This is a genomic window from Streptomyces sp. NBC_01288 (assembly GCF_035982055.1).
Classification (GTDB): Bacteria; Actinomycetota; Actinomycetes; order Streptomycetales; family Streptomycetaceae; genus Streptomyces.
This window is the reverse complement of sequence record NZ_CP108427.1, coordinates 1,816,638-1,833,843: the sequence shown is the minus strand read 5'-3', so window position 1 is coordinate 1,833,843 and position 17,206 is coordinate 1,816,638. Positions and strand designations below refer to the sequence as shown.

The 17,206-nt window shown below is 71.9% G+C and carries 16 protein-coding genes and 1 pseudogene; 10 read left to right on the top strand and 7 right to left on the bottom strand.

Features of this window, described 5'->3' with window-relative positions:
• Positions 1–56: 56 nt before the first annotated feature.
• Positions 57–2,018 carry a DUF5107 domain-containing protein gene (locus OG194_RS08075; RefSeq protein ID WP_327400168.1) on the top strand — a complete coding sequence of 654 codons (1,962 nt, stop codon included), beginning with the start codon at positions 57–59 and terminating at the stop codon, positions 2,016–2,018.
• A gap of 21 nt (positions 2,019–2,039) precedes the next feature.
• On the opposite strand, the gene OG194_RS08070 is transcribed toward OG194_RS08075, so the two are convergent.
• Both OG194_RS08070 and OG194_RS08065 read right to left on the bottom strand, forming a co-directional pair.
• The gene (locus tag OG194_RS08070; RefSeq protein WP_327400167.1) at positions 2,040–2,387 is read right to left on the bottom strand and encodes a VOC family protein; all 348 of its coding nucleotides are present in this window, start codon (positions 2,385–2,387) and stop codon (positions 2,040–2,042) included.
• A gap of 33 nt (positions 2,388–2,420) precedes the next feature.
• A pseudogene (locus tag OG194_RS08065) lies at positions 2,421–3,439 on the bottom strand (IS5 family transposase).
• 166 nt (positions 3,440–3,605) lie between these two features.
• Between OG194_RS08065 and OG194_RS08060 the strand changes: the two are divergent.
• Entirely contained in the window at positions 3,606–5,453 is a 1,848-nt protein-coding gene (locus tag OG194_RS08060) for a transketolase (protein WP_327400166.1), read from the top strand.
• A gap of 95 nt (positions 5,454–5,548) precedes the next feature.
• On the opposite strand, the gene OG194_RS08055 is transcribed toward OG194_RS08060, so the two are convergent.
• The 3 genes from OG194_RS08055 to OG194_RS08045 all read right to left on the bottom strand — a co-directional run bounded on the left by OG194_RS08055 (position 5,549) and on the right by OG194_RS08045 (position 8,180).
• Positions 5,549–5,719 (bottom strand): hypothetical protein, encoded by a 171-nt coding sequence (locus tag OG194_RS08055; protein ID WP_033279348.1) that lies wholly within the window; start codon positions 5,717–5,719, stop codon positions 5,549–5,551.
• A 43-nt stretch (positions 5,720–5,762) separates the two neighbouring features.
• Positions 5,763–6,584, bottom strand: a complete 822-nt coding sequence (locus tag OG194_RS08050; RefSeq protein WP_327400165.1) for a class I SAM-dependent methyltransferase — start codon at positions 6,582–6,584, stop codon at positions 5,763–5,765.
• Positions 6,585–6,662: 78 nt separating this feature from the next.
• Positions 6,663–8,180, bottom strand: coding sequence for a bifunctional phosphatase PAP2/diacylglycerol kinase family protein (locus OG194_RS08045; protein WP_327400164.1), 1,518 nt, complete (start codon positions 8,178–8,180; stop codon positions 6,663–6,665).
• 132 nt (positions 8,181–8,312) lie between these two features.
• Between OG194_RS08045 and OG194_RS08040 the strand changes: the two genes are divergently transcribed.
• The 7 genes from OG194_RS08040 (at position 8,313) to OG194_RS08010 (ending at position 15,118) form a co-directional block, all read left to right on the top strand.
• Positions 8,313–8,984 (top strand): histidine phosphatase family protein, encoded by a 672-nt coding sequence (locus OG194_RS08040; protein ID WP_327400163.1) that lies wholly within the window; start codon positions 8,313–8,315, stop codon positions 8,982–8,984.
• A gap of 76 nt (positions 8,985–9,060) precedes the next feature.
• Positions 9,061–10,680: an ABC-F family ATP-binding cassette domain-containing protein gene (locus OG194_RS08035; protein WP_327400162.1), complete on the top strand. Its 1,620-nt coding sequence runs from the start codon at positions 9,061–9,063 to the stop codon at positions 10,678–10,680.
• Between the two features lie 110 nt (positions 10,681–10,790).
• Entirely contained in the window at positions 10,791–11,012 is a 222-nt protein-coding gene (locus tag OG194_RS08030) for a DUF6158 family protein (RefSeq protein ID WP_327400161.1), read from the top strand.
• Positions 11,013–11,156: 144 nt separating this feature from the next.
• Positions 11,157–11,978, top strand: a complete 822-nt coding sequence (locus OG194_RS08025; RefSeq protein WP_327400160.1) for an RNA polymerase sigma factor SigF — start codon at positions 11,157–11,159, stop codon at positions 11,976–11,978.
• A gap of 190 nt (positions 11,979–12,168) precedes the next feature.
• Positions 12,169–12,756, top strand: coding sequence for a hypothetical protein (locus OG194_RS08020; RefSeq protein WP_327400159.1), 588 nt, complete (start codon positions 12,169–12,171; stop codon positions 12,754–12,756).
• A 53-nt stretch (positions 12,757–12,809) separates the two neighbouring features.
• Positions 12,810–14,057 (top strand): aminotransferase class I/II-fold pyridoxal phosphate-dependent enzyme, encoded by a 1,248-nt coding sequence (locus OG194_RS08015; protein ID WP_327400158.1) that lies wholly within the window; start codon positions 12,810–12,812, stop codon positions 14,055–14,057.
• A complete protein-coding gene (locus OG194_RS08010) occupies positions 14,054–15,118 on the top strand; it encodes an MBL fold metallo-hydrolase (RefSeq protein WP_327400157.1) in 1,065 nt (354 codons plus the stop codon). Before OG194_RS08015 ends, OG194_RS08010 begins: the two co-directional genes overlap by 4 nt.
• Before the next feature lie 79 nt (positions 15,119–15,197).
• Here OG194_RS08010 and OG194_RS08005 read toward each other — a convergent pair whose 3' ends face one another.
• Complete coding sequence (locus OG194_RS08005; protein ID WP_327400156.1) at positions 15,198–15,818, bottom strand: DedA family protein; 621 nt, start codon at positions 15,816–15,818, stop codon at positions 15,198–15,200.
• Entirely contained in the window at positions 15,815–16,588 is a 774-nt protein-coding gene (locus OG194_RS08000; RefSeq protein WP_327400155.1) for an MBL fold metallo-hydrolase, read from the bottom strand. Before OG194_RS08000 ends, OG194_RS08005 begins: the two co-directional genes overlap by 4 nt.
• 85 nt (positions 16,589–16,673) lie before the next feature.
• Between OG194_RS08000 and OG194_RS07995 the strand changes: the two genes are divergently transcribed.
• Positions 16,674–17,105, top strand: a complete 432-nt coding sequence (locus OG194_RS07995) for a hypothetical protein (RefSeq protein ID WP_327400154.1) — start codon at positions 16,674–16,676, stop codon at positions 17,103–17,105.
• Positions 17,106–17,206: the final 101 nt, after the last annotated feature.

The window sequence follows — 17,206 nt, the reverse complement described above, 5'->3', positions numbered from 1 at the left end:
CTTTGCGGAATCCTGACCGGTAGCGCCCCTGGCCACCGCACCCGTTGCCGGGTTCCATGGTGATCGTGACGACGATCCGACGTGAGGTACTGACGCTGCCCGCCGCGGAGTTGGGTCCCGACAACCCGCTGCCCCCACTGCGTCCGCTCGACGAGGCACATGGCATAGACGACCGCGACCGCGAGGACCTGCCGCGCGACATGGCCCGCCAGGTCGGCTACGAACCCCTCCGCAGCCTGCTGCCGACCCGCGTCCGGGACGGCTACGACAGAGACCGCACACCCCGCCGCATCGACGCCCTCGTGATCGAGAACGACCGGCTCCGCGCCACCGTGCTCCCCGCCCTCGGCGGCCGCATCGCCTCCCTCGTCCACAAGCCCACCGACCGTGAACTCCTGTACCGCAACCCGGTGTTGCAGCCCGCCAACTTCGCCCTCAACGGCGCCTGGTTCTCCGGCGGTATCGAGTGGAACATCGGCGCCACCGGCCACACCACCCTCTCCTGCGCACCCCTGCACGCCGCCCGTGTCCCCGCCCCCGACGGCGGCGAGATGCTCCGCCTCTGGGAGTGGGAACGCCTCCGCGACCTCCCCTTCCAGGTGGACCTCTGGCTTCCGGACGGCTCCGACTTCCTCTACGTCGGCGTCCGCATCCGCAACCCGCACGAGCGGCCCGCGCCCACCTACTGGTGGTCCAACATCGCGGTACCGGAGGAACGCCGGGTCCTCGCACCGGCGTTGGAAGCCTGGCACTTCGGGTACGAGCGGCGGCTGCGCCGGGTGCCCGTGCCGTCGTACGACGGAGTGGACCGGTCCTATCCCCTCAACAGCCCTTACGCCGCCGACTACTTCTACGAGATGCCCGACGGGCGGCGCCGCTGGATCGCCGCCCTCGACGCGGACGGGCACGGGCTGGTGCAGACGTCGACCGATGTGCTGCGGGGGCGCAAGTTGTTCGTGTGGGGCAGCGGCAGCGGTGGCCGGCGCTGGCAGGAGTGGCTCACCGAGCCGGGTACCCGTGGCTACTGCGAGATCCAAGCGGGCCTGGCCCGCACCCAGCTAGAGCATGTGCGGCTCAAACCGGAGAGCGAGGTGTCCTGGCTGGAGGCGTACGGTCCGCTCGATGCCGAGGCGGCGGGGGAGTGGTCCGCCGTCGTGGACGGTGCCGAGGCGCGGCTCGAAACCGCCCTGCCCCGCGCCGACTTGGACGCGGCCTACGCCGCCTGGAAGCCGCACGCCGACACCGAACCTGACGAGATACTCGCCACCGGCTCCGGGTGGGGCGCGCTCGAAGTCCTGCGCACGGACTGGAAGTTGCCCGGTACGCCCTTCGAGGAGTCCACGCTCGGCGAGGCACAAGCACCGTGGGCAGAACTCCTGCGGAGCGGAGTCCTGCCCGAGCCGCGCCGGGTCCGGCCGCCCGGGGAGACGCTGGTCGCCTCGCACTGGCGGGACATGCTGGAGACCGCGCCCGCGACCCCGCTCACCGAGTACCACCTCGGCGTCGCGCAGTGGCACGCCGGCGATCGGGCGCAGGCGGTGCGGAGTTGGGAGCGGGCCCTCGAACTCGCCCCGTCCCTCTGGCCGTTGCTGCGCTGTCTCGCCGTAGCGGACCAGGAGGCGGGGAACCATGAGCGGGCCGCGGACCGGTACAACGAGGCCTTCGCCGATCTGTGTCACGAGCGGCGGGACGCGGGGGAGCGGTGGACCGCCGCGACGGCCGCGCTCGGGCGGGAGGCCGTCGAGGCGTTGCTGCGGGTGCGGCGGACCGCCGATGCCCGTGCCGTGTGGGAGATGCTGCACCCCGTGACCCGGGAACGCGGCCGATTCCTGCTGCTCCAGGCCGAGTTGCTGCTCGCGGAAGGGCGGCGCGACGACGCGTGGGCGGTGTTCGCCGACGGCTTCGAGGTCGCCGATCTGCGCGAGGGCGCCGAGTCGATCGGCCGGCTCTGGTCGCGGCTCACCGACGAACCACTGCCGACGCGCTACGACTTCAGGATGCGGCCGGACACGCCCTGAGACGAACTGTGGACCGGCCGGTCAGCCCCGCCGGTCCACGTACTCGTACACCGTCCCGTCCGGATGTACCGCGATCAGATTGCGTCCCACCGGTGTCGCCTGCGGGCCCGCGATGACCCGGGCACCGAGTTCCGTGAGGAGCGTGTGCGCTTCGTCGACGTCCTTGACGGCGATCGTCGCCGCGACCTTGCGCAACACCTCCAACTCCGCCTCGGGCCCGCTCATCAGCAGGAAGAAACCGACCGCGGCCACCGACACCCCGCCGCGCTCGAAACGGAGTGCCGAGGCGCCCGTGAGGCGTTCGTAGAAGGGGACGGCGGTCTCCAGGTCGTCGACGCAGATACGCAGCGTGGCTCCCAGAATGTCCATACGGAAGAGCCTAGGAGCTGTTCGGGGTTCGGATCATGTGGTCGACGTGAGGTGCTTCAGCCACATGATCGAGCCTCGGAGGTGGAGTCCGGCCTCGAAGCTCTCCGGGCTCTTGTCGTAGCGGGTGGCCACCCCGCGCCAGGTCTTGACCTTCTGGAAGCAGCGTTCGACGGTGTTTCTCTGCTTGTAGAGGTCGGTGTCGTGGCTGACGGGCCGGCCGCCCTTACTGCCCTTCCTCCTGCGGTTGGCGGCCTGGTCCCTCTTCTCCGGGATGACGGCCTTGATGCCACGCTTGCGCAGGTACGCCCGGTTGCCCTTGGAGGAGTAGGCCTTGTCGGCGGCGACCGCGTCCGGGCGGGTGCGCGGGCGGCCGACCGGCCCCGGGACCCTGATCTTCTCCAGCACGGCCTTGAACTGCGGACAGTCCGCTGCCTGACCAGGTGTCAGGACGAAGGCCAGCGGCAGCCCGGCCGAGTCGACCGCGGCATGGACCTTGCTGCTCAGGCCACCCCGGGACCTACCGAGTCCGGCGGCCTTCGCACGGGCCTTGCGACGCCGCCGCTCCGTGGCACGATCCGCACCCGCCCGGTGTGCACCGGCCGCGTCCGCCCCGGCTTGTGCTGCACCACCCGCCACACCGGCGGCTGGTACGCCAGCGGAACCCCCTTTTCCTCGGTCAGCGCCTGCTCCAGGGCGTCCAGGGTCTCCCCGGCGACGGCCAGCCCTGCAGAGTCCTGGTGCGCGCGCACCACCGTGGAGTCCACGCTCACCAACTCCAGGCCGACCAGCCCACGCCCGGCCGCCTCCGCGATCAACGCATCCAACAGCCCCTGGAACACCCCGGCCCCGGCCCAACTGCTGAACCGCGAGTACACCGTGGACCAGGGGCCATACCGCTCAGGGACATCACGCCAGCCCGACCCGGTACGAAAACGCCAGATCACCCCGTTGAACCGGTCCCGCACCCGCCGGGGCAACGGCCCCGTGGCCGCCACCGGCAAAAGCGGCTCGATCAGAGCCCACTCGGCATCCGTCACATCAAAACGCGCCACACCCGAGTTCTACCAGCAGCCCACGCGACCAAGAGATCCGAACCCCGAACAGCCCCTAGTTGGGAAGACGGGCCGTGGTGATCCATCCCGACGATCCGGCGGGTGTTTGGGCGGCTTGCTCGGGGGGACGCGGAATGCCTCGCAGGACCACCCCCGAAGGAGCCTCATGGACACCGGTGAACTCGTCGAACTCGGACAGCAACTGCGCGTGGACAGTGTGCGGGCCGCCGACGCGGCGGGATCCGGACACCCGACGTCCTCCATGTCCGCCGCGGACCTGATGGCCGTCCTCCTCGCCCACCACCTCCACTACGACTTCGACCGCCCCGACCACCCCGGCAACGACCGCTTCGTCCTCTCCAAGGGACATGCCTCGCCCCTGCTCTACTCCGCTTACAAGGCCGCCGGCGCGATCGACGACGCCGAACTGCTCACGTTCCGCATGCTGGACAGCCGTCTCGAAGGGCATCCCACCCCGCAGCGGCTCCCGTGGGTCGAGACCGCCACCGGCTCGCTCGGGCAGGGGCTGCCGGTCGGCGTCGGCATCGCCCTGTCCGGCAAGCGGCTGGAGCGCACCGGGTACCGCGTGTGGGTGCTGTGCGGGGACAGCGAGCTGGCCGAGGGCTCGGTGTGGGAGGCCGCCGAGCACGCGGCCTACGAACACCTCGACAACCTCACCCTGATCGTCGACGTCAACCGGCTCGGGCAGCGCGGCCCGACCCGGCACGGCCATGATCTCGACGCGTACGCCCGCCGGTTCCGGGCCTTCGGCTGGCACACGATCGAGGTCGACGGGCATGACGTGGACGCCGTGGACCGCGCCTACAGCGAGGCCGTGTCCACCAGCGGTCAGCCCACCGCGATCCTCGCCCGCACCCTCAAGGGCAAGGGCGTCGCCTCCGTCCAGGACCGCGAGGGCCTGCACGGCAAACCGCTGCCCGACGCGGAGGCGGCGATCGCCGAACTCGGCGGCCGGCGCGACCTCCGCGTCCAGATGCGGGAACCCGTCGACGCCCGCGCGCTGCACTCCGTACGCGCCGACCACCTGGAACTCCCGCGCTACGACCGGGGCGACGACGTCCCCACCCGCGACGCCTTCGGCCAGGCCCTCGCCGCCCTCGGTTCCGCGCGCGGGGATGTCGTAGCGCTCGACGGCGAGGTCGGGGACTCCACGCGCGCGGAGTTCTTCGCCAAGGAACACCCCGACCGGTACTTCGAGTGCTACATCGCCGAGCAGCAACTGGTCGGTGCCGCCGTCGGGTTGGCGGCGCGCGGCTGGGTGCCGTACGCCTCCACGTTCGCGGCGTTCTTCACGCGCGCGTACGACTTCATCCGGATGGCCGCGGTCAGCGGTGCGGGGATCAACCTGGTCGGCTCGCACGCGGGTGTGTCGATCGGGCAGGACGGGCCCTCGCAGATGGGGCTGGAGGACCTGGCGATGATGCGCGCGGTGCACGGTTCGACCGTGCTGTACCCGTGCGACGCCAACCAGACCGCCCGGCTCGTCGCCACGATGGCCGGCCTGGACGGCGTGCGCTATCTGCGGACCTCGCGGGGCGCCGGGCCGGTCGTCTATGGCCCCGACGAGGAGTTCCCGGTCGGCGGCAGCAAGGTGCTGCGCTTCTCCAGCCGGGACCGGCTGACGGTCGTGGCCGCCGGGGTGACCGTGCACGAGGCACTGGCCGCCGCCGACGCGCTGGACCGCGAGGGCATCCAGGTGCGGGTGATCGACCTGTACTCGGTCAAGCCCGTCGATGTCGAGACCCTGCGCCAGGCCGCCGAGGACACCGGCTGTCTGCTCACCGTCGAGGACCACCACCCCGAGGGCGGTATCGGGGACGCGGTCCTGGACGCCTTCCTCGACGGGCGGCCGGTGCCGCGCCTGGTCCGTCTCGCCGTACGCGACATGCCCGGCTCCGCGAGCCCGGCCGAGCAGCTGCACGCGGCCGGCATCGACGCGGAGTCGATCGCGGCGGCCGGGCGGCTGCTGGTGGAGACGGCGATCGTGCGCTGAACGCCGGTCGTGGGCCGAACGCCAGGAGCCCGCGTCACCCCGATTCCTCGGGGTGACGCGGGCTCGACGTCTGTGTGGTTCTGCGGACGCGTCCGCTACCAGCGGTACCAGCGTCCCCGGCCGCCGCCCGCCGAGGTGCCGCGCACCAGGAAGCCGAGCAGCCATACGGCGAGCACGATCAGCGCCACCCACCAGAGGATCTTCACAGCGAATCCGGCACCGAACAGGACCAGCGCCAGCAGTAGGACGATCAGGATCGGAACCATAGTGTGTAACCTCCCGGCCTCCGAGTTCCCCCGATCACGCGGATCAGACCTCCTTGCGGCCGAGGATCTCCCCGTGCAGCACGGCGAACCAGCCGTCCTCCTGCTTCCCCCACTCCCGCCACGCCTCCGCCACGGCGGCCAGCTGCTCGGTGGTCGCATGGCCGCCCTCGGTGGCGACCCCCGCGTACGAGGACGCGACGGTACGGTCCGCCCACAGGCCGCTCCACCAGGCCCGCTCGTCCGGAGTGTGGAACGTCCAGGTGCTGGAGGTGGCCGTGACGTCCGTCAGCCCCGCCCGCAGTGCCCATGATTTGAGACGGCGTCCGGCATCCGGCTCACCGCCGTTGGCGCGGGCCACCCGGCGGTACAGGTCCAGCCAGTCGTCCAGCCCTGCTACTTCCGGGTACCAGGTCATCACCGCGTAGTCCGCGTCGCGGGCGGCGATGAACCCGCCCGGCTTGGTCACCCGGACCATCTCCCGCAGCGCCTGCACCGGGTCGCCCACGTGCTGGAGCACCTGATGGGCGTGGACCACACAGAACGTGTCGTCCGGATAGTCCAGCGCGTGCACGTCGGCGACCGCGAAGTCGACGTTCGTCAGGCCGCGTTGGGCGGCTGTGGCACGGGCCTGGTCCAGGATGCCCGGCGCGTGGTCGACGCCGGTGACATGGCCGTCCGGGACCAGCGCCGCCAGGTCGGCGGTGATGGTGCCGGGGCCGCAGCCGATGTCCAGGATCTTCATGTGGGGCTTGAGCGAACCGAGCAGGTAGGCCGCGGAGTTGGCGGCGGTCCGCTGGGTGTGCGAACGCAGCACGGACTCGTGGTGCCCGTGCGTGTAGACGGCGGTCTCCTGCGGCTTCGGCATGGCTCTACCTACCCCTTCGCGTCTTCTTCGGCGTAGGAGGAACGGTACGCGCGCATGTCGGATGATGAGACCTGCGTTTTACGATGTGGACTGACGGGTGATCAGAGACTCCGTCAGGGGGCGGTACACCGTCAGTGCCTCGGGCTGCTCCTCCAGCGTCAACTCTCCCTTGACATCGGTGACTTCACCGTCGTACGCGAGCAGCGTTCCGGGGGCCAGACCGCTCAGGCGCAGGCGGTGCACCTGGGACGCCGCGTGGGCGGGGGAGCGGGTGAACGGGCCCGCCAGCGCCGCCGCGAGCAGGCGCAGGGCCGGCCTGCGGCCGCCGTGCACGATCCGGATGTCGAGACGCCCGTCCGCCAGGTCGACGCGGCGGCCGGAGGCGACCCCCTTGCGGTGGTAGGTGCCGTTGCCGGCGAACAGCATCCACAACGGGCGGGTACGGCCGCCGACTTCGGCCTCCAGCGGGTGCCGGTCCGCGCGCAGCACCCACAGCGCCGCGAGCACGCCCGCGGGCCAGCCGCCGATCCGGGGCGCCCAGCGCTCCCGCTCGCGCACCAGCTCCGGATAGACGCCCAGGCTCAGGGTGTTGAGGAAGATGCCCCGGGTGGCGCCGGACCTGAACCGGCCGACGTCCACGCGGACGGCGTCGCCCTGCCTGATCGCCTTGCTCAGGTCGCGCGGGCCCTCCACGCCGAGGTCGTAGGCGAAGTGGTTGAGGGTGCCCCCAGGGAGGACGGCGAGGGGCAGGTCGTGGCGCAGCGCGACCCGCGCCGCCGCGTTGACCGTGCCGTCGCCGCCGCACACCCCGAGGACCCGGGCGCGGGTCGCCGCCTTCTCCAACTCGGCGTGTATGTCCGCGGGTTGGCAGGCGATGACCTCCGCGCCGGGCAGGAAGTCCGTCAGCGCGTCCGCCCGGTCCGCGCTGCCCGAGGCCGAGTTGACCACCATGACCAGGCCCTCGCCGTCCTCCAGCGCCGGGACCTCGGCGCGGACACGGGCCGGCGGCACGAACTGCCCGCGGGTCGGCACCATGCCGCGCACCGCGAACGCCGCGCACGCGCCCAGGGCGGCACCCGCCACGACATCGCTCGGGAAGTGGACGCCGGTGTACACGCGGGACATGGCGACCGAGAACGCGATCGGCGCCACGACCGCGCCCCAGGCCGGGGACTCCAGGGCGACGCCGGTGGCGAAGGCAGCCGCCGACGCCGCGTGACCCGACGGGAACGAGGTGGTGATCGGCTGCCGCTTCAGCTGCCGGCCCAGCGGGACGGGGTCCAGGACGGGCCGGGGGCGGCGCACGCTCCGCTTGCCGATCGTGTTGATCGCGAGGGAGGCCAGGGACAGGGAGGCGATGCCCCGAGCGGCGGCCCGGCGGGCGCGCGGCGTACGGCTGGCGGCCACCGCGGCGGCCGTGGCGAACCACAGCACGCCGTGATTGGCACTCCGGCTCAGCCGCGGCAGCACGGGCTCACCCGCGGGCCAGTTCCGGTCGGCGGCCACCTCGAAGAGGCGCGAGTCGAGCGAAAGCAGCCATTCGCGCAGGGCGTGGCGGCCGGGGAGGGGGACCGTGAGGTCGACGTCAGGGCTCATGCCGTGCCGGGTACCCTGAAATGGCCGTTTGCTGCCCGGCGGACCGTCGGAGGACCGTTTCCACCGTCCTCCACCGTCGGCGGACCGCTTCGTTCCGACCGTCGGCGGACCGTTTCATCGGAGGACCCCCGCATGCGCCTGATCCTCATCCGCCACGGCCAGACCACGGCCAACGTGGACTACCGCCTCGACACGGCCATACCCGGCGCGGACCTGACCGACCTGGGCCGCCGCCAGGCCGCAGCCCTCCCCGAGGCCCTCGCCGACGAGGACATCGAGGCCCTCTACGCCTCCACCCTGATCCGCACCCAGCACACCGCGGCCCCGCTGGCCGCCGCCCGCGGCCTCGACGTACGCGTCCGCGACGGCATCCGGGAGCTGACCGCCGGTGACCTGGAGATGCTGCCCGGAGACACCGAGCCCGGCCACGAGTACATGCGGATCGTGTTCGCGTGGGCGGCCGGTGACACGGAGCTGCGGATGCCGGGCGGCGAGAGCGGCACCGAGGCCCTCGCCCGCTACGACGGCGTGATCGCGGAGGCCGCCGACAGCGGCGCCCGCACCGTCGCCATGATCAGCCACGGCGCCGCGATCCGGATGTGGACGTCCGCCCGCGCCGACAACATCGACGTGGACTTCGCCGCCGCCCGCCCCCTCGACAACACCGGCATCGTGATCCTGGACGGCTCCCCGGCCGACGGCTGGAAGGCCCTGTCCTGGGAAGGCGCCCTGGTCGGGGCGGCCGCACCGGACACGGACGGCGGCCCGACCGGACAGCCGCTCGACGAGGACCAGAAGCCCTAGCGAAACCTTGGTGCGGTTTTGGCGGGCACAATAAGGGTTTGCCGGTCCGCGAGGCCGCCCCACAGAATGCGTGGTCATGGGACATCTGGAAGCCGCACACCTTGAGTACTACCTCCCCGACGGGAGGCCGCTGCTCGGCGATGTGTCCTTCCGGGTCGGCGAAGGCGCCGTGGTCGCCCTGGTCGGGCCCAACGGCGCCGGCAAGACGACCCTGCTGCGGCTGATCTCCGGCGAGCTGAAACCGCACGGCGGCACCGTCACCGTGAGCGGCGGCCTGGGCGTGATGCGCCAGTTCGTGGGCTCCGTACGCGACGAGACGACCGTACGGGACCTGCTCGTGTCGGTCGCCCCGCCCCGTATCCGCGAGGTCGCCGCCGAGGTCGACAAGGCCGAGCACGGCATCATGACCGTCGACGACGAGGCGGCCCAACTCGCCTACGCGCAGGCCCTGTCCGACTGGGCCGAGGTGCACGGCTACGAGTTCGAGACCCTGTGGGACATGTGCACCATGGCCGCGCTCGGAGTGCCGTACGACAAGGCGCAGTTCCGGCAGGTCGGCACGCTCTCCGGGGGTGAGCAGAAGCGGCTCGTGCTGGAGGCGCTGCTGCGCGGCAGCGAAGAGGTGCTGCTGCTCGACGAGCCGGACAACTACCTTGACGTGCCCGGAAAGCGGTGGCTTGAGGAGCGGCTCAAGGAGACCCGCAAGACGGTCCTGTTCGTCTCCCACGACCGTGAACTCCTCGCCCGTGCCGCCGAGAAGATCGTCTCCGTGGAGCCCTCGCCGACCGGCGCCGACGCCTGGGTGCACGGCGCCGGCTTCGCCACCTACCACGAGGCCCGGCGCGAACGCTTCGCCCGTTTCGAGGAGTTGCGCCGCCGCTGGGACGAGAAGCACGCCCAGTTGAAGAAGCTCGTCCTGAACCTCCGTCAGGCGGCCTCCATCAGCCACGAGTTGGCGTCCCGCTACGCCGCCGCCCAGACCCGCCTGCGCAAGTTCGAGGAGGCGGGCCCGCCCCCCGAGCCGCCGCGCGAGCAGGACATCAGCATGCGCATCAAGGGCGGCCGCACGGGCGTAAGGGCCGTCACCTGCAAGGGACTTGAACTGACGGGCCTGATGAAGCCCTTCGACCTTGAGGTCTTCTACGGCGAACGCGTCGCCGTCCTCGGCTCCAACGGCTCGGGCAAGTCCCACTTCCTGCGGCTCCTCGCCGGCGAGGAGGTGAAGCACACGGGGGAGTGGAAGCTCGGCGCGCGTGTCGTTCCCGGGCACTTCGCGCAGACCCACGCCCACCCCGAACTCCAGGGCCGCACCCTCCTCGACATCCTGTGGAAGGAGCACGCGCAGGCCCAGGGCCCCGCGATGTCCCGACTGCGCCGCTACGAGCTGACCGGCCAGGCCGAGCAGAGCTTCGACCGGCTGTCCGGGGGGCAGCAGGCGCGTTTCCAGATCCTGTTGCTGGAACTCCAGGGCGTGACGGCCCTGCTTCTCGACGAGCCGACCGACAACCTCGACCTGGAGTCCGCTGAGGCTCTTCAGGAGGGGCTTGAAGCGTTCGACGGGACGGTGCTCTCCGTCACGCACGACCGGTGGTTCGCCCGGTCCTTCGACCGGTATCTGGTCTTCGGCAGCGACGGCAAGGTTCGCGAGACGACCGAGCCGGTGTGGGACGAGCGGCGGGTGGAGCGCGCGCGGTAGGTCGTGCGGGGTGTGACCGCTTGCTTTGGTGCGGAGGCCGCGGGGCCGGAATGCCGGAATGTTCGTAGAGTGGCCTCAAGGACCGTGAGACTCGACGAGCGGGGCACACCATGACCGGAGTCGACCCTGCGCGCCTGGACGATGCTCAGCTCATGAAGGAGCTGGAGACCATCCACCGCACGCGCCACGACACCCTGCTGTACGGCTCGAACGACGCGCTGCGCGCCCACAACGACCGTATGGCCGGACTGGAGGGCGAGTATCTGCGCCGCCATCCGCGTCGCCTCGTGGCCCCCGGCCGTACCCGGCAGGGGGCACGCGAGCGGGAGTGAGCGGGATGTGTTCGCGCCTTGAGATGGTGTGTGTTTGTGCCTTGAGGCCCGGGGCAGGCGAACTCCCAGCGCTGGATCGCGAACGCGTTCCCACCGACGGTGACCGTCCAACCCGGAGCATGCTCAAGGGAGTTGTGACGCACCATGCCTACTCGGACCAATCGGCCTGCCCGCACGAGCACGCGCACGAAACGCCATTCCCATCACGACGCCCCCGACACCGCCGAGGCGTTCCGCACGCTGGCCGCGCTGCCGCCCGGCCCGCGGCACGACACCGTCCGCGAACACATCGTCGAGGCGTGGCTGCCCATGGCCGACCGGCTCGCGGGGCGGTTCCGCAACCGGGGTGAGAGCGCGGAGGACTTACGCCAGGTCGCTGCCCTCGGGCTGGTGAAGGCCGTCGACCGGTACGACCCCGAGCGCGGGAACGCGTTCGAGAGCTATGCCGTGCCGACGATCACCGGGGAGATCAAACGGCACTTCCGGGATCACATGTGGACCTTGCATGTGCCTCGGCGGGTGCAGGATCTTCGGAACCGGGTGCGGGTTGCCGGGCAGGAGCTTGCCCAGACCATGCAGGGGCGGCGGCCTACCGTGGCGGAGATCGCCGCGCATGCGGGTCTCTCCGAGGAGGAGGTGCGGGTGGGGCTTGAGGCGTTGGAGAGTTTCAGTGTGTTGTCCCTCGACGCGGTTGCCTCCGGCGGTTCGGACGGGTATTCGCTGAGCGACGTTCTCGGGGCCGCTGATCCGGCGCTGGACGTCGTCGTAGATAGGGAGGCCGTGAAGCCTCGGCTTGCCGCGTTGCCCCAGCGGGATCGGGAGATCTTGTACCTGCGGTTCTTCGGGGACATGACGCAGAGCCGGATCGCTGAGCGGTTCGGGATTTCGCAGATGCATGTGTCCCGGTTGATCAGTCGGTGTTGTCTTCGGATCCGGCAGCAGGTTCTGGAGGATGCGGCCGCTTAGAGGTCGTGTTTCGGGTGCGGGTCCGTGGGGGCTGGTCGCGCAGTTCCCCGCGCCGCTAAAAGCTCCGGCCGGGCTGTGTTCACTCGCTCGGGCTCTCTCCTTAACCCCAATGGGGTCTGGCCGCGCGCGTCTCCGAATGGACCGGGCTTCGATGGTGTTGCCGTCGTCCTCGGTCTAAGGAGACCCGCTCATGCGTCGCACCGCCCTTGCTCTGTCCGTCGTCGCCCTTGTCGGCGCCGCCGGGCCCGCTCTGGCCGCCGATCCGGGTGCCGAGGTCAGTCCGAGCACCGTGCGGGCGGGTGGGAACGTCACCGTCTCCGTCACCTGCGAGGCGATCGGGGGGACCGTGGCCGAGACCATCGACGCCACGTCCCAGGGGTTCGACGACGGGACCGTCCAGCTGCAACGGGTGCCCGGCAACGACGACCGGGCCGCCGGAGCCGCATATCGGGGGACCGCGCGGATCTCCGACGGCGAAGGGGGCGAGCGGGACTCCGCGTGGACCGTCGACGGGACCTGTCCCGCGCCGCCCGGGGGACAGGGCAGGCCCTGGAGCGCGACCTTCAGCATCGAGCGCGGGGGTGGGCAGCCGCCGTGTCAGGAGCCCCGGGGTGATGCCTGCGGTGGTGTGCCCGCCGCGATTCAGCGCGGGGTGCAGGCGGGGGAGGGCGGTACCTTCACCGACTCCGTTCCGGCTCTGGTCGCCGGTGGTGTACTGATCGCCGGTGCCTTCGGCGGTGCCGTGTACCGGCTGCGCCGGCGGACGCCGAGGCACTGAGCGCGCGAGCGGGACACGGCACGGCACTGCACGAGGGACTGCGCGGAGGCACCATGCGGCAGGCGGACGCGGTAGGCCAGGGGCCTGTGCGTTACGGTCCGGTGTTTCCCGATGACGGGCTCCCGGTATTGCCGGAACTGGCCGCCGTGCTCGCCGCCGCCGCGTCCCGTACCGAGGAACAGCCGGTGGGCGGAGCTCCCGTACTGCTGGACGCCGCTTGCGGTTACTTCGAACGCCGTGGCCTGCCCGCCGACCCCGCCCGCGTGGCCGCCGCCCCGGGTGCCCCCGCGCTGCTGGTCGCGCTGACCGCCGCGCTCGGCGGTGACGTACTCGTCCCCAGACCCTGCGCCGCCTGGTGGGCGCCGTACGCGCGGCTGTTGGGCAGATCCGTGTTCCATGTGGGCACCCCGGCCGAGTGCGGCGGGGTGCCCGATCCGTACGCGCTGCTGGAGACCGTGCGCCGGGTCCGGGACGAGGGCGGTGACCCGCGGCTGCTCGTCCTCTCGGTGGCCGACGACCCGACCGCGACCGTGGCGCCGCCCGAGGTCATGCACGAGACCGTCGAGGCCGCCGCGGCCGAGGGGCTGCACCTGGTCAGCGACGAGACCTGGCGCGACACCCTGCACACACCGCGCGACACCATGTTGCTCAGCCCCGCCGAGATGCTGCCCGACAAGGTCACCGTCGTCACCGACCTGGCCGGCGCGCTCCTCCCGTCCGGCTGGCCCGCCGCCGTCGCCCGCTTCCCCGAAGGTCGTGCCGGGCAGGCGCTACGCGCGCGCGTGCTCGACGTCCTCACCGCACTCGGCGCCCGCGTCGCAGCGCCGGTCGCCGCCGCGGCCGGCCACGCCCTCGGCGAACCCCCGCCCGTCCTCGCCCGCCGCGACAGCGCCGTACGCCTGCACGCGCGCGTGGCCGCCGCCGTCCACGCCGGCGTCACCGGGGCGGGCGCCTTCTCCAGGCCGCCGCAGGCGGGACGTCATCTGTACGTCGACCTCGGGCCGTTGCGCCATGCGCTGACCCCGCAGGGAGTGGGCGACGCGCAGGACCTGGAGGAGTTCCTCACCGCCCGGCTCGGCATGCCCGCGCCGGGCGGCCACCGGTTCGGCGACGACCTGGGCGCGCTGCGGGTACGGCTGTCCACCGGGCCACTGCTGGGCCGAACCGACGCGGAACGCGCGGAATGTCTCACGTCACCCTTGCCGTTGGAACTGCCACACGTGCAACGCGCGTTGATGTCCTTGAGGTCGATCTTCGACGATCTCCGCGACGACGCTCAGCGATGGGAGCCTCCTCGATGACGCAGCAGTCCGAGTCGACCACCGACAGCAGTACGGCCATGCGCGAAGCGGCCGCTCCGACGTCCCCGTTCACCCCCTCGTCCCCGCCCCTCGCCGAGCCCCGCCCCCTCGGTGAGCGACGCGTATGGCCCCGCACCTTCCACGACCGGCTCACCGCCCCGCTCCCCGGCCTCAACGCCTACGCCCGCTTCGCCCGCGAGGGTTCGGTGCGACCCCGCCCGGAGGGCCTCGCCGACATCCCCCAACTCCCGTTCGCCCCCGAGCCGTTGCCCCAGGTGGACGCCCTGACCGTCGCCGTCACCTGGGCGGGGCACGCCAGTTGGGTGGTACAGATCGGCGGCCTGACCATCCTCACCGACCCGGTCTGGTCCCGCCGCATCCTCGGCACCCCGGCCCGGATCACCCCCGTAGGCGTCGCCTGGGAAGCACTCCCGCCCATCGACGCCGTCGTCATCAGCCACAACCACTACGACCACCTCGACGCCCCCACCCTGCGCCGACTCCCGCGCCACACCCCGGTGTTCGCACCGGCGGGCCTCGGCAGCTGGTTCAGACGCCGCAGATTCACGCACGTCACCGAGCTCGACTGGTGGGAAGCGGCCCAACTCGACGGCGTCCGCCTCGACTTCGTCCCCGCCCACCACTGGTCCAAGCGCAGCCTCACCGACACCTGCCGTTCCCTGTGGGGCGGTTGGGTCCTGACAGCACCCGACGGCCAACGCGTCTACTTCGCCGGCGACACGGGCTACGGCCACTGGTTCTCCCGAATCGGCCACCGCTACCCGGGAATCGACCTGGCCCTCCTCCCCATCGGCGCCTACGACCCCCGCTGGTGGCTCAGCGACGTCCACTGCGACCCCGAGGAGGCGGTGCGGGCGGTGCAGGATCTGGGGGCGCAACGGATGGCCCCCATGCACTGGGGCACCTTCGTCCTGTCGGCGGAACCGGTCCTGGAACCCCTGACGCGGGTCAGGGCGGCCTGGGAGAAGGCCGAGCTGGCCCGCGAAGACCTGTGGGACTTGCCGGTGGGAGCTTCAAGAGTGCTGGACCAGATGCCTTAGGGGCGCGGGGCTGTGTCGATGTGCGGCTCCGCCGCGGGGCGCGCCCAGCCACAACGAGCGCGCACCCCGCAACGACACATCAACTGGCAGCCCGAACCCGCCGCCACAAACTAGGCGCCACACTGATCACCACAGTCAACACAACCGCCGCCACCACACCCTCCCAAGGCTCGGGGAACAGTGAGCCACCAAGGATGCCGATCAGCTGGTACGTCACCGCCCACGCCAGACACGCGGGCGCATTCCCCCGGGCGAACCGGCGGATCGGCCACTCCGCCATGAGGCAGGCCAACATCACCGGAATACGCCCGGCCGGCACCAGCCGGGACAACACCAGCACGGCCACCCCATGGTCGGCCAACTTCGCCTGCGCCTGCGCGAGCCGCTCCTCCGGCGCCCGCCGCCGGATCGCCTCCAGCCACCGCGACCCGTTCTTCGACCCCATCCCCCGCCGCCCCAGCCAGTACAGCGCGACGTCCCCGAGAAACGCGGCGAGCGAAGCCGTAACAAACACCAGCGCCATCGCGAACGGCGCCGTCTGGTGAAACGCGACCACGGCCGCCGAACTCACCAGCGCCCCCGTCGGAATCACCGGCACCAGCGCTCCGAACAGCACCAGCAGGAACAACGTCGGGTAACCGATGGCCTGTTGAGCGGATTCGGGCGATGTCGTGGCCGTAGCGGCCGCGATCCAGCTCACCGGGCGACCTCCGGCCGCACGCTCTCCCCGTGCCCGAGCCGGTGCACCGCGACGGAGGGCGCGAGTTGGGCGGCGATCCGCACGAACTCGTCGCCCGGCGTGTGGAATTCGTGCGGGCGCACCGCGTCCATCCCGATCGGCCAGTACGTGCCGTAGTGCACCGGCACCGCACTGCGCGGCGCGAGCCGGGCGAGGGCCTGGGCCGCGCGGCCCGCGTCGAGATGCCCCTCGCCGAGATACGGGCCCCAGCCGCCCACCGGCAGCAGGGCCACGTCGACCGGCCCGACCTCCTTGGCCATGTCGTCGAAGAGCCCGGTGTCCCCGGCGAAGTAGGTGCGCGCCTCGCCCTCGACGACGTAGCCCAGTGCGGGGGAGCGGTGCGGTCCGACCGGCAGCCGGCGTCCGTCGTGCCTCGCGGGCACGGCCCGTACGACCAGGTCACCGACCATCGTCTGGTCGCCGGGGGACACCTCGTCGATCCGCAGCCGCCGGAGCCGGCGCAGTCCGGGCACCGCGCGGAGTGCGCCCCGGGGCACGAGCAGGCGCGTGCCCGGGGCGAGGGCGGCGAGCGAGGGAAGGTGCAGGTGGTCGGCGTGGAGGTGGGAGACGAGCGCCAGGTCCGCGCGATGGGCCTCGGGCGGCGGCACCGCGCCCCGACGGCGTCGTAGGTGCGCGAGGCGGCGCGCGAACAGGGGGTCGGTGAGGACGCGCGTGTCCGAGTCCTCGATCGTGCAGGTGGCGTGACCCCACCAGGTGATCTCCACCGGCACCTTCTTTGCCTCCTTCGCGCGACTCCCCCGAAGCCTACGGGCAGGAGTAGGGTCGGCGGCGAAACCCGGAGGTGAGGGGGACGCCATGGGACAGGTACGCGGTGCCTCGGGTATGCGCTCGCGGCTGCGGGTCACGGCGATCGCCAGCCTGACGCCGCTGGAGGAGCTGGACGACGACCCCTTCCTGGTCGACTCCCGCAGCCAGCACGCGATGTGCGCCCGCTGGGCCGCCGACCACGGCTATGTGATCGCCCGCGAGCTCCTGGTGCGCGGGCTGCGCCCCGACCACACCGCCCTGTGGGACGGCGTCCGCCCGGGCCTCGACCTGTTCGTCGCCCCCAGCCGCCGGGTCCTGGAGAGCGCGCTGTCCTCCGTCGAGGAGTTCACCGACGAGTGCGCGCGACGCGGGGTGCGCATCGAGACGGTCGGCCGCGCGGAACCCTGCTACGACGCCCAGATGAAGGCCAGCGTGCACCGACGGCTGTCCATGCCGACGGCGGGCTACGACGGCCGCTAGCTCCGGGGCCCCGCTTCTCGCTCCGGGGTCCCCGCGTCCCGTATGACAGGCTGGGCACAGGCCCGCCAGGTCGTCGGGCCAGGGACGTGAGGTGTACGGGG

Bases quoted from the DNA above. Each gene is read 5' to 3' on its own strand.
- OG194_RS08075 (WP_327400168.1), top strand. From the start codon at position 57: ATGGTGATCGTGACGACGATCCGACGTGAGGTACTGACGCTGCCCGCC.
- OG194_RS08070 (WP_327400167.1), bottom strand. From the start codon at position 2,387: ATGGACATTCTGGGAGCCACGCTGCGTATCTGCGTCGACGACCTGGAG.
- OG194_RS08060 (WP_327400166.1), top strand. From the start codon at position 3,606: ATGGACACCGGTGAACTCGTCGAACTCGGACAGCAACTGCGCGTGGAC.
- OG194_RS08055 (WP_033279348.1), bottom strand. From the start codon at position 5,719: ATGGTTCCGATCCTGATCGTCCTACTGCTGGCGCTGGTCCTGTTCGGT.
- OG194_RS08050 (WP_327400165.1), bottom strand. From the start codon at position 6,584: ATGCCGAAGCCGCAGGAGACCGCCGTCTACACGCACGGGCACCACGAG.
- OG194_RS08045 (WP_327400164.1), bottom strand. From the start codon at position 8,180: ATGAGCCCTGACGTCGACCTCACGGTCCCCCTCCCCGGCCGCCACGCC.
- OG194_RS08040 (WP_327400163.1), top strand. From the start codon at position 8,313: ATGCGCCTGATCCTCATCCGCCACGGCCAGACCACGGCCAACGTGGAC.
- OG194_RS08035 (WP_327400162.1), top strand. From the start codon at position 9,061: ATGGGACATCTGGAAGCCGCACACCTTGAGTACTACCTCCCCGACGGG.
- OG194_RS08030 (WP_327400161.1), top strand. From the start codon at position 10,791: ATGACCGGAGTCGACCCTGCGCGCCTGGACGATGCTCAGCTCATGAAG.
- OG194_RS08025 (WP_327400160.1), top strand. From the start codon at position 11,157: ATGCCTACTCGGACCAATCGGCCTGCCCGCACGAGCACGCGCACGAAA.
- OG194_RS08020 (WP_327400159.1), top strand. From the start codon at position 12,169: ATGCGTCGCACCGCCCTTGCTCTGTCCGTCGTCGCCCTTGTCGGCGCC.
- OG194_RS08015 (WP_327400158.1), top strand. From the start codon at position 12,810: ATGCGGCAGGCGGACGCGGTAGGCCAGGGGCCTGTGCGTTACGGTCCG.
- OG194_RS08010 (WP_327400157.1), top strand. From the start codon at position 14,054: ATGACGCAGCAGTCCGAGTCGACCACCGACAGCAGTACGGCCATGCGC.
- OG194_RS07995 (WP_327400154.1), top strand. From the start codon at position 16,674: ATGGGACAGGTACGCGGTGCCTCGGGTATGCGCTCGCGGCTGCGGGTC.